This window comes from bacterium (genome assembly GCA_026414725.1).
GTDB lineage: Bacteria > Ratteibacteria > UBA8468 > B48-G9 > JAFGKM01 > JAAYXZ01.
In genome coordinates this window covers 46244-57826 of the sequence record JAOAIL010000007.1, presented here as the reverse complement: position 1 = coordinate 57826, position 11583 = coordinate 46244, and the positions used below count along the sequence as shown (strand labels likewise).

The 11583-nt window shown below is 38.2% G+C and carries 8 protein-coding genes and 1 pseudogene; all 9 read right to left on the bottom strand.

From position 1 onward, the window contains the following. Positions 1-1003 (bottom strand): zinc-binding dehydrogenase (locus N3D17_04060; protein MCX8082550.1); only part of this gene is annotated, 1003 nt, incomplete at its 3' end. Between the two features lie 14 nt (positions 1004-1017). Then, positions 1018-2028, bottom strand: coding sequence for a LacI family transcriptional regulator (locus N3D17_04055; protein ID MCX8082549.1), 1011 nt, complete (start codon positions 2026-2028; stop codon positions 1018-1020). 1101 nt (positions 2029-3129) lie between these two features. Next, on the bottom strand, positions 3130-4809 hold the full coding sequence (locus N3D17_04050) for a GNAT family N-acetyltransferase (protein MCX8082548.1): 1680 nt from the start codon (positions 4807-4809) through the stop codon (positions 3130-3132). A 9-nt stretch (positions 4810-4818) separates the two neighbouring features. Next, entirely contained in the window at positions 4819-6285 is a 1467-nt protein-coding gene (locus N3D17_04045) for a trimethylamine methyltransferase family protein (GenBank protein MCX8082547.1), read from the bottom strand. A gap of 3 nt (positions 6286-6288) precedes the next feature. Next, the gene (locus N3D17_04040; GenBank protein MCX8082546.1) at positions 6289-7290 is read right to left on the bottom strand and encodes a hypothetical protein; all 1002 of its coding nucleotides are present in this window, start codon (positions 7288-7290) and stop codon (positions 6289-6291) included. A 193-nt stretch (positions 7291-7483) separates the two neighbouring features. Then, on the bottom strand, positions 7484-9412 hold the full coding sequence (locus tag N3D17_04035; GenBank protein MCX8082545.1) for a beta-galactosidase: 1929 nt from the start codon (positions 9410-9412) through the stop codon (positions 7484-7486). Between the two features lie 27 nt (positions 9413-9439). Continuing rightward, positions 9440-9976, bottom strand: coding sequence for a DUF1559 domain-containing protein (locus N3D17_04030; protein MCX8082544.1), 537 nt, complete (start codon positions 9974-9976; stop codon positions 9440-9442). Continuing rightward, positions 9962-10048 (bottom strand): annotated as a pseudogene (locus N3D17_04025) (prepilin-type N-terminal cleavage/methylation domain-containing protein). Before N3D17_04025 ends, N3D17_04030 begins: the two are co-directional and overlap by 15 nt. 37 nt (positions 10049-10085) lie before the next feature. After that, entirely contained in the window at positions 10086-11255 is a 1170-nt protein-coding gene (locus N3D17_04020; GenBank protein ID MCX8082543.1) for a substrate-binding domain-containing protein, read from the bottom strand. Between the last annotated feature and the right edge of the window lie 328 nt (positions 11256-11583).

The window sequence follows — 11583 nt, the reverse complement described above, 5'->3', positions numbered from 1 at the left end:
TAAGTATCTCTCTGTTTTCATCCAGTTTCTTATACGCCTTCGGCGCATCCTCTACATACATCTCTTCTGTATAAAGTGATTTTGCATCAAACTTCCCTTCTGATATAAGTTTTAATATCTCTTCCTTCCCTCCAGGGTTGATGGCAATTGTTGCAGTCACTGCCAGGTCACTGCAGTTCCATCTCGCATATCTTGTAATAATTATCGGCTGTCTGTACTGTCCCTGAAGATGGACCCTACCTCCAGGTCTTACATAGTCAAAAAGTTTATTTACTGCAGAAACATCCCCGCTGCATTCTATAACCACATCCACCTGCTTACCATCATTTATATCAAATATCTCTCTGGTTGACTTTGGATTGCTTCCATTTACAAGATACTCAGTATACTTCTTTGCAAGTTTTAGCCGCTCATCAAGTATATCAGTAGCAATTACCTTCCCAGCACCATATAACTTCGCAAGTTGAACAGCAGAAAGTCCAATCACTCCCATCCCTATCACAAGTACTGTTTCTCCCGGATATACCTTTACCCTGTCTATACCCTTCTTTGCCACAGCAGAAAGATATGCCACTACTGCCTCTTGATAACTTACATTGTCTGGAATCTTTGCAGGTCTATCCATAGGGAAAGGAGCGGTTTTAGGATTCTCTATTGCATATTCACACTGACCTCCCCATGCAGCCATATAGTCAGGATAGTACCTTATCTCATTTGCCATCACCCTATCCCCAACCTTCAGTGTCTCTCCTGTATTTGTTTTAGGCGCATTCTTCCCCACATAAACAACCTCTCCTACCTCCTCATATCCAGGCACACAGGGATACCATACACCTTCTCCGCCTGCCTCACCTCTATACACCGCCATCTCTGTCCCTATAGATATCCCGCTGTATTTTGTCTTTATTACTATCGTTTCATCATCCATTTCTGCAAATTTTATTTCCCTTACCTCTACCTCCCGGGGTCTCTTAAAAATTATTGCTTTACCTTTCTCGTACATCTCACTCCTTTCTGTTATTTAAAGTTTTTCAACTCTGGCTTTATAAATATCTGCTGTATCTCCTTTTTTCCATTTAACATTCCGAGTAAAATCTCTGCCGCCTTTTTCCCCATCTCCTCTCCTCTCTGCTCAACAAAAGGAATAGTCCCTCTTACTACCAGATGAAGACCCACTTCTGACATCTCACTTAAACTCAAATCTACAGGGTCAAATCCTGCTATCAGTACATCATCAGGAATTTTAATTCCCTTTTCATAAAAAAATCTGAATCCTTTCTTAAAATAAAGTAAACTTTCAACAAATATCGCATCCGGGTTTATCTTAGAAAACATCTCATTAAGTATAGCAGGATACTCAGAACTATCAGACACTTTCCAGATAAGTTTATTATCTATATTTAAGTCAGCATCTCTTAAAGCATCTTTATATCCTTTAAATCTTTCTTTCAGTACTATCAGTTCTTTATTACTACCAGCATATGCAATTTTCTTTCTTCCCTTTTTAATAAGATATTTCACTGCTTCATATACACCGTACCAGTTATCACTTACAACAAAACTCGTATTTATCTCTGGCAGATAATTATCCACAAAAACCAAAGATGTATTCTTACAAAATCTTTTAATAAACTGTATCTCCCTGTTATTATGAGGTGCAAAAATAATACCGTCTACTCTTCTTGACTCCATTATTTTAAGATACTGCTTTTCTTTTTTCCCCAATTCAGAACTTACTACAATACTCACATAATCTTCCTTGCTCAACACCTTCTCTATTCCGCAGAGGATATTCAGATTAAAAATCCTTGAAAGGTCTCCAAGAATAATCCCGATACTCTGGGTTTTTTGTGTCATAAACTGGAGAGAAAGGATATTGGGGTTATACTCCTCTTCTTCAAGTTTCCTTTTAATCCTTTCAGCTAGTTCCCTACTTATTTTTTTCTCCTTCCACCTATCGTTGTATACATAAGACACAGTCGCTATAGAAACCCCTAACTCTTCTGATATCTCTCGCATTGTTTTCATATTAACATTATACTTACGATGCCATTTTTGTCAATAGTTAACCGATTAAGTTCAATTTTGTAATCATACGAATAGAGTAGATAGATAATAGTTTAAATTATTATCCTCTACCTCGAATGGGTAGGACAAAGGTGAGTGTGAACCCTTTTCTTTACTTTCCACCCCCACCTAATTCCTCCCCCCTCATATGAGGAGGAATTGCTCTTTTCCCCTCGCCCTTGAGGGGAGAGAGCCAGAGGGAGGGTGAAACCTTTCATTCTTCTCTATCTCCACCTGTTCTTGCCCTGACGGGCTTCAGTCAACGGGCTCACCATCTCGCCCTCTGTGCTATACGGTGCTCCTTACCCGTCGCACCAGTATCCTCCCCCTCATATGGGGAGGATTGCTTTATCTCCTCTCCCTTGAGGGGAGAGGGGCAGGGTGAGGGTGAGACCTTCCCCTTTACTTTCCCCGCTCATATGGGAAGGAATTTCTATATCCTTACTTCTGCTACCTTATTTATAATGCAGGTGTTCCCATGCATCTCAAATCAAGTTCTATAAGCACCTCTGGAGAAGTCCCTACATATGTCTTCTTACCCTATCGCGAATATTAAAGCCACCACACATTCCTGCAATCTTTTATACCTCTCTCAACCTTGCCTTCACCTTCTCAACAAAATTCCAGCCACCTGTATACAATTGATTCTTAATTCATCTTCAAATATCCTGAAGTTATTTTCAGATGGTCCATCTTTATATAATCCCCTCCAGTTCTTCCCGCATCTTTCATATAATGTTGTATCAAACTCTAATATCTGTTTCAGTCCTTCTGGTTAAATAACTTTGAAGTTTAATCTATCCTTTGTTTCTTAAAGTATTGACACAATCCTCGGTGATATCTCAGAAGATATTATTATAGGAGGGTCCAAACATAATCCTTTTGCTGAAGGGCCTATATCAAACCATAATCTATAAAGTAGTTGTCATCTCTTAGGTTTATCAAACCATCAGATGATACTATTTAACTGAACATCTACATTAAACTTCTTCTTTGCCTCTTCTATATCTTCTTTATATTGCTGCACCAGTTCTTCCAAAACATTAATTTTTTATCCACTATCTATTTTTCATCTTTATCTTGCTTTTTCATATAGTGGATTGTATCTACCACCTTTTTATACCCCATCTTCTCATACATCTTTTGTGCTGGTATATCAATAGAAAGTGTTGAAACACTGAACCTTTTAAATCCATCTTCTTCCATCCGTCTTTTTATCTCTTTCTGCAAAAGTGTACCTATACCCCTTCCCTGATATGAAGGATGAACAGCATTGTTCCCGATAGTACCAATCCCTCTTTCTCCATCCTTATAATATGTCGCATACCCCACTATCTTGCCTTCTATCTCTGCAACTATACAGCAGTAGATATTCCCTTTAAAGTATCCTTCAACCTCCATGTTTTTATATTCATACCACTCTTTACCACCCAATTTCTCTCCATAAAACTCTTCCTGTATCTTTCCTAAACTGTATCCTTCAAAGGCAAGGCGGGTAATCTCAAGAATAGAGGGTATATCACTAAACCGTGCCTGTCTGATAGTAATCCCTCTATCTTCCAAATATGGGAAAAAACACCCTTGCCTGTCCATCTCTTCAGCAACTTTAACAACATCATTGACATAAACTTCAAGTTTATCAAAATCAATAAGTTCTACTCTGTCATAGGTGGTATGGAGATAGTTTTTTCCAAATAAAATTGCATCTGTAAACCAGATATACGGAACGCCGTACTGATATGCAACTCCATTATCTCCACCAGGGGACTCTCTCTTTTTAATCTGATATCTCTGGCTTAATGTTATCCCTCTAACAAAACTCTTAAACCTTTCGTTTCCGTCTATAATAAGTGTTGGTATTCCTGTTATATCTCCCACACCATCTACATCAATATATCCAGTACAGTGTTTTATCTCAGCAGTTCGCCTTTTGAAAAAATTCTGTGCGCCTCTGCCTGTACAGTCATTACCTCCATACTCCTTGCTCCCTGTAAATAAGATATAAACTGTATTATTCATACGTTTTTGTGAGAGTATGCGGGCAACCTCTAATACCACTGCAGTCCCGGAGGCGTTATCCAGTGCCCCTTCAATGAATGGAGTACTGTCATAGTGCGCACCTATAACAAACCATTCCTTACTCTTTCCTTCTATCTTTACCACAACATTCTGGGACTTATTCCTTTTTTCTTTCTCCCCTTCAACACTCATTATAAACTTCTTCCCTTCGTATCTCTTTAATTCATATCCATCTTCCATACTTACTGCTACTACAGGCATTTTAATATCTGGCTCCCTAACTACTTTTGTGTCTATTGTGCCAAAATGGGAAGAGACCACAACAAGTCCTATAAGTCCTCTTTCCTCAAGTGAGATAACTGTTCTGTGTCTTGTAAATCTATCTGTCTCAGATAGAAGTAGTCCTATCCTACCTTTTATCTGCTCTGTTTCAGGTAAAGGAGTATCCGCACTCCCTAAAAATACAAGTTCTCCTTCTACTTTCCCTACAGGAGAAAACTGGACAGGTAAGGATGTAAATTTCTTATTGTCTTCTACTGATATAAGAAAGGATGAGGTGGCTATATGAGATGGTGAATCAAACTCCTCCATACATACATCCAGACCCATTTTCTCTAATCGTTCTTTAAGATATCCTGCACATTCATATTCATTTTTACTACCAGGTGCTCTGTGTCCAATCTGTTTACATATATACTCTATACTCTTTCTTATATTTCCCATCTCTAATCCTTATCTTTCTCCTAATTTTTCATCCGCTATCTTAAGAAGATTTAAAAGTTCTTTCTTTTTATTCTCATCAAGTGGACACCTGTTAGGTGCGTTCTTTATGAGTTCTCTCGCCTTTTCTCTCGCATTATCCAGCATCTCCTTAGGATTGTTTATCCACGCTGATGGAAACTGGGTATCCATAAGTTCTGAAATCCATCCATATCTTCTATAGTATTGAAATGTATGCATTGAGTCAAGGAAATATGCACCTCTTACTGAAATCTCTTTAATCAAATCTTCTCCTATTGTCTCATCACTTATATCAAACCCCTTCACAAATTCTTTAATTGCTGATATAAGTTCCATATCTATAACCAACTGTAAAATACTTCCCACATCCCCGTCTGCCAGTGTCCCTAATGCACCAAAATTCCTGCCCCCTGAAGCAAATACTATAGCCATACCAAATGCTTTTTCCATAGCACTCTGCAGTCCTGGTTTTTTAGCGCTGGTATAAAAAAGATTTCCGGTGGACATCCCAAAAGGAGATGTACCAAAGAGATAAGAAGAAATCTGAGCACCAGCAGTATTCAAAATTAGTGTCTGGGGGCTCCATTCTCTAAATATCCCCCCTTTCATATCAAAACCCATTATTCCTGTCATCCACCGCGGTAAAACACTATCCACAGCAAGTCCTATGGCATTCACTCCTATAACCTCAGCGGTTATCAGTGTTAAAGCGCCATCATAGGTAACAGGGGTTGCAACACCACAGACAGGCATGGCTGTATAATCCAGAGTTCTACCTGTAAGTGCTCTCAACTTCATCGCCGCTTCTATACCATCTCTGGATATCATAAAAGGTGTGTTTATCCAGACCTTACAGGGTAAAAGTAATTTTTTAATCCCTTCCTCTCTTGAACCATAATATATGGTGTTCGCCTCTACAAAATAATCCAGTATTTCAGGAGAATAACAGGAGACACGATACGGTTTATCACTATTAAGCATAATCGTTATATATGCATGCAATTCCCTCGTTTTAAGTGGTGCATCTGTAGGAATAAAGGTAGGATGGGTTCTATCAAGTCCGGGATAGGTATTGACTACACGAGAAAAGTCAGCCAGGTCATCCTTTGTTGCAGGTCTTATTGTATCTTTTTCTATATCATGTGCCCATAGTGCCTGTCCTGATGCTGCATATCTTATTTCCTGCGGTGCTACTGGATACTTATCTCCACCTCTGGAAAGATTCTTCTGCTTCTCTTCTTTAATCCTGGCTAATGTCTTTTCTATCACTTCTGGAGTGAACCTTACTTTATTACCTTCTATCTGAAACCCAAAATTTCTCAAGTACTCCATAAACTCTACTGTTCCATCTATTGTCCACGGCACTTCTCTTAAAATACGTATTGATGCATCCACAATCTTTTCTATATCCTCTCTATCAAACTCTGCACATTTCGGAACAAGCCATCTAAAGCCCATTTTCTATCCCCCTTTAAGTAAAAGTTCTACACATACTTCAATAGCAACCTTTTCAAGTAGTATCTGTTTCTGTGCTGGTGTATTCGGATTATGCATCTGAACTTCTATAGTAATACATGGAGTCCCTGTTTTCATCGTAAGCCAGTCAATGGAAATCTTCCTCCTTTCTTTAGGATTGTTTAAATCCTTATCCCTTTCCACCAGCCGTGTGTAATACTCTTTATCCTGATATGGACTCCCACCAACCTCCCTCCATCTTCTGTTTATCTTCTCTTCTATCTCATCCGCTCTTGCAATTGCATCAGGAGGTATCCATGCCTCTCTCGGGTGGATTACCATACAGTCCTTATCGGGATACATCTCTGTCTGATGAAGTTCTAAAAACAAGTCATCTTTACTGTATTGAAACTCATCAGATATCCTCTCAACCAGCTTCCACCAGGTACATCCCTTATAAAAATGTGGTTCTCCATACCATTTCTCTGAAAGTTTCTCCCATACAATCCCAATCTCTTCTAATCTTTCCACCTCCTGGTTGAATACAGGATGGTTATGCCAGAACTCATTAACTATATTAGGTGGAGGATTACCCATCAATCTACCAACCATAATATAAATGAACTCTTCTAAAGAAAATCTTGTTCCATCCCAGAACTCCACAGGTGAGTTCTTCCTGCCAAACGGATTGCCTATGGGAATACAGGTAAGCCGGATATTCTTCAGGATTTCTTCTCTCGGAAGTTGAGATACATTCCCTTCTGCATCTTTCCCTGTAATCAGTTCACTTAGAAACTCCATAATTGCTACTGTCCCTGCTGGCTCATGGGCATGAGGAACTGCAACTAAAAGATTTCTTTTTGGAAGATTATTCCTTTTCTCTACAGTTATTGCATATACCTTATCCCCTGTAAACTGGGTTTCTTCATCTATCCTTACAATGTCAGTATAGTCCCTTGCCCATCTAAAAATATCTCTGTTTATCTTCTCTGGTTTACTCATCTTCATCTAATAATACCTGTTCTTTTTTATATAGTATCATCCCTTTTAACAAACTCAAAACGTTTACCCATTGCTTATTAAATACTGTATTGGTAAATCGGATTATTTTATGTGTAAAGAGAGATATTTCTTTAAAGTGGTATAATGTTTCCCCTCCCGAGATATCATCATTTATTCATCGTAAATTTTTTCAGTATTCCTAGTTTCCAACCTCCACGAGGGCATATGTATCAATATTCTGTAAGTTCAGATGCAGGACGTTCTCCTGCTGTGAGGAACTGAGTGTAGCACCATCTGCAAAAAGTAGTTTTGCCCATTTTACTCCTAACACATCTATCTGGAAGTTGTTTATTATTTTATCACTTGAATTAACTATTAAAATTATCTGCCTGTCCTTACTCTTAAACATCCTGCAGAATACCTCAAACTGTTTTTCTACCGGTTCAACATTTTGTATATTGAGAACCTCAGGAGCACCGGTTTCCTTAAGAAATTGTAATAAAAGGTCAGAAAGTTCCTTTAAGTTGAATTTGTCTTTTGGCAGGAAATAGATTGTTCCCTTACCATAGTTTACTTCTGTAAGTTCTGTTTTACTGGTATCAAAACGCAATGGTTCAGGGATATTTGCTTTTCCATATGGAAGTTGCCAGGGATTTGTACACAGATAAAGAACCTTACCACCCTTCTCCAGGTAGTTTAAAAAAGAAGTGAGAGCAGAACGTGAACCATCGGGCTCGCAGTTGAAATATTCATCACAGAAGATTATCCGAGGTGTCTTTTCTGGACTTAAATCATACACATCATCAGGGGTTATATGCCTGAATGAAACACCCTTTGAATAGAGTACCTTATCAATCTCAAGAGGTAGCCCTGTACCCTTGTCTGCAACCAGAAAGTCCAGAGATTGGTTAGAAACTGCTACAACAGGTGTGGACTGCCGATTGACAAAGAAATCGTTCATTTTCTCTATGAATTCATAAATCTCTTTTAATACATAGTATGACTTCTTTGGAATCCTGTCAGCAGTTACAAGTCCCCATCCATCTTCTTGATGGTCCAGTTCATCTGGCTTACACCCTTTATACCACTCATCACAATACTCAAAAACAAAGATACCTGCAACTTCAGGATGAAGTAATACATTCCAGATATTCTGTTTTAATAATCGGGCTGCATAATCTTCATTTTTATTAAAGGTAGATATCCCTGTCTCGGTTATAAGGACTGGCTTCCCCTTCCCTGTCGCAATAAAGTCATTGACAAACCTGTTGAATTTCGCCCAGTCATCTATCCAGTGCCAGTAAATCTGGTCTCCGGGAAAATCCAGAAAGGATAATTGTGCATCCTCAGTACAAGGGTCCCAGCGATTGCCCATCAACTTACCATAAGAGGTCAATCTCTCGGAATCCACTCTTTTTATAGCATCATGGCCAGCTTTAATAAATTCTTCAAAACTTCTATTCTGGAATAACCAGAACTCATATCTGAGCCGTCGGGTTGCTAATGGCGTAACCTCTTTAAAGTCCTTAAAGTTTGTCCCGCAATATTTATTTAGAGATTCTATCGTCTTGAATCTTTTAGCAAGCCATGTACGGAATCTCTCCTGTGTTGGTGCTTCAAAACCAACATATTCATAATTCTTGGTGGCAGAATTGTACCCAACACCTGTATATTCATTTCCCAAAAGCACCGCTGGTACACCTTGAATACCCTTTATTTTCTCTGCATACTCTTCGCACTGCTGTGCAAACTTCTGCTGTGTCTCTGGGTCACTGAATGCAATACTGTGTTTGCTCCCGTTAGAGAATTCCGCTGACATCCCTCCTTCACAATGGACAGTTGGGAGAGTATAAAAACCATTAGAAAGATTTGCTTTAACCCCCTCTGGAGAGGCAGGTCCCCAGACCCTCAATGCATTGGCATGAACATCTTTCAGAAACTTTATATCAAGTTTGATTGTTTCTTCTGAACGGTTCCATCCTTCTGTTTTATGCCAGGGTGAAAACCCGACCCCTCGCAGAAAAATTAGTTTACCATCCTTATCACACCAACCTGCACCGAAACAGAAATTTGATATAGTGAAAAAACATGCCAGCAGTATAAACCAATACCTCCCCTTTTTATTCATATAACACTTCCTCTCTTTAATTAAAAATTAAAAACTATAACTTACCGGTCTTTCCAGAGTTTTTAATCTTTCACTATTACATCCTTCTACATGACCATCCAAAAATAAAACATTCGCTATTCCATTATGACGTTTAGCTACCTGATTTGGATCGCCAGAATTAGAACCAGTGTAGACATATTTGCACATGCTACCAGTTAAAGAACCTCTGGCTGAATCAAATATAATTCCAGCATTGCTCGGAGTTCTACTCATCCTTTTGACGCATGGATGACCCCATGACCATGCTGTTAAAAAACCATAGGTCTCGTCATAATTTACGAATTTTTTTCTTGGTCCACTGGGACAAATTAAACAATCTCTATTAGTTCCGTTAATGTAATTACTATTAACTAACTGCCATCCCCAATGTTTATACCAGGTAACGCTATCATTAACAAGCGGTCCCCAGCCATCATAGTCATCACAGTACATTAAATAAGCAACCCCAATCTGTTTTAAATTACTTATACACTTTGCCGCTCTTGCCCTTTCCCTCGCCTGGGATAGCGCCGGTAGCAACATTGCTGCTAAAATCGCAATAATTGCCACCACTACTAACAACTCTATTAATGTAAATCCTTTTCTCCTTTCCATCTTATTTTCCTCCTTTCTCCCTTTATTTCAATTTTATCTATGTGTTTACCTGCATCTGGGTTGGAAGCCCATTTACCTTTTTGTTTTCTATCTTTCCCTTTCCCTCACTCACCTCCTTTACACTTCCTCTTTCAATAAGTTCTCCTTCAAGAAGCACGTGTTCTCTTCTGTGTTTTATAATAAGTTCTACTGCTTTTCTCCCCAACTCTATATTAGGCGTTCTTATTGTTGTTATCTGTGGAGATGTCGTTCTGGAATATAAAAGGTTGTGGAACCCTATAATAGAAATATCATCAGGAACTCTTATCTTTTTATTCTGTAGTATCTGGAATATCTTAAATGCAATAAGGTCATCTGTAGCAAATATTGCTGTAGGTGGACTATCTAATGTTATTAATTCTTCAGTTGCCTTTTTTATCCTTTCTACATCATAATAAACACCATCTTTTTCATACTCCTTTTTTACAGGATATCCATATTTTCCTAATGCTGTTCTGTATCCAGATATCATTGCACTATCACTTCTATATTGCCACATATCCTTTGAACTCCTTATAACAATAGCAATCCTCTTATGTCCTTTCTTAATAAGGTATTCTGTGGCAATAAATCCACTGGATTCATAGTTTATCACTACGGAAGAGATATCTGTATTTAAATGGAAAGTGGAATTGATAATTACTTTCGGACCTGTAAAGTCCTCCAGTAGTTCCATACATAGAATATCAGGAAGTCCCTCTTTATCAATAATGAGCCCATATGGCTTTTTCTCATTTAATATCTCTTTCAATCCTGAGTAGGCATTTTCTTTCACACAGTGTATATCTATATTAAACCTGTATATCTCTGCCTCCTCTTCTATTCCTCTAAGAACTTCCTGAGTATAAAGATGCTCAAGCCGTTTATCGTCAGGGCATATGACAAGTATTTTATTTCTATTCTGCTCTTTAATAATCTTTCTGTCTTTTTGATAACGCACATATGTCCCAATCTTTGTCTTTCTACTTAATAATCCTTCTTTTTCAAGATTGTTGAGTACCCTGTTCAGTGTATGAACGTTTACACCAATGAGAGATGCCCATCTCCTAACAGGAGGTAGTTTTGTATCATAAGGTATCCTGCCTGTTATAATTGCTTCTCTTAAGGCACTCTCTATCTGTACATAATATGGTCTTTTATCTTCTCTTCTTATCTTAGGGATATACATTTTGTTCCTATTGTTATATTTTTCTAATTGTATTATATCATACAGAAAAATTTTTGTCAAGTACTCATACAGATAAGGAGATAAATAATACTTTAAACCATTTCCCTCTCCTTTGAGGAAAGAGGATAAAGGTGAGGATGAGACCTTTCATTTACTCTCCAACCCCACCAGCACCTCTATAATATGGGAAGAAATCCTATAACCTCATTACTTCTGCTACCCTATCTATAATATCTATTCTATGTATGTCAAATTTTCCATTCTATATATTGCACTGGAATAAAATATGGACTGTACTGGATTTTCTCAATAGTAAGGGAGAGATTAA

Bases quoted from the DNA above. Each gene is read 5' to 3' on its own strand.
- N3D17_04050 (MCX8082548.1), bottom strand. From the start codon at position 4,809: ATGGGAAATATAAGAAAGAGTATAGAGTATATATGTAAACAGATTGGA.
- N3D17_04035 (MCX8082545.1), bottom strand. From the start codon at position 9,412: ATGAATAAAAAGGGGAGGTATTGGTTTATACTGCTGGCATGTTTTTTC.
- N3D17_04055 (MCX8082549.1), bottom strand. From the start codon at position 2,028: ATGAAAACAATGCGAGAGATATCAGAAGAGTTAGGGGTTTCTATAGCG.
- N3D17_04030 (MCX8082544.1), bottom strand. From the start codon at position 9,976: ATGTTGCTACCGGCGCTATCCCAGGCGAGGGAAAGGGCAAGAGCGGCA.
- N3D17_04040 (MCX8082546.1), bottom strand. From the start codon at position 7,290: ATGAAGATGAGTAAACCAGAGAAGATAAACAGAGATATTTTTAGATGG.
- N3D17_04045 (MCX8082547.1), bottom strand. From the start codon at position 6,285: ATGGGCTTTAGATGGCTTGTTCCGAAATGTGCAGAGTTTGATAGAGAG.
- N3D17_04020 (MCX8082543.1), bottom strand. From the start codon at position 11,255: ATGTATATCCCTAAGATAAGAAGAGAAGATAAAAGACCATATTATGTA.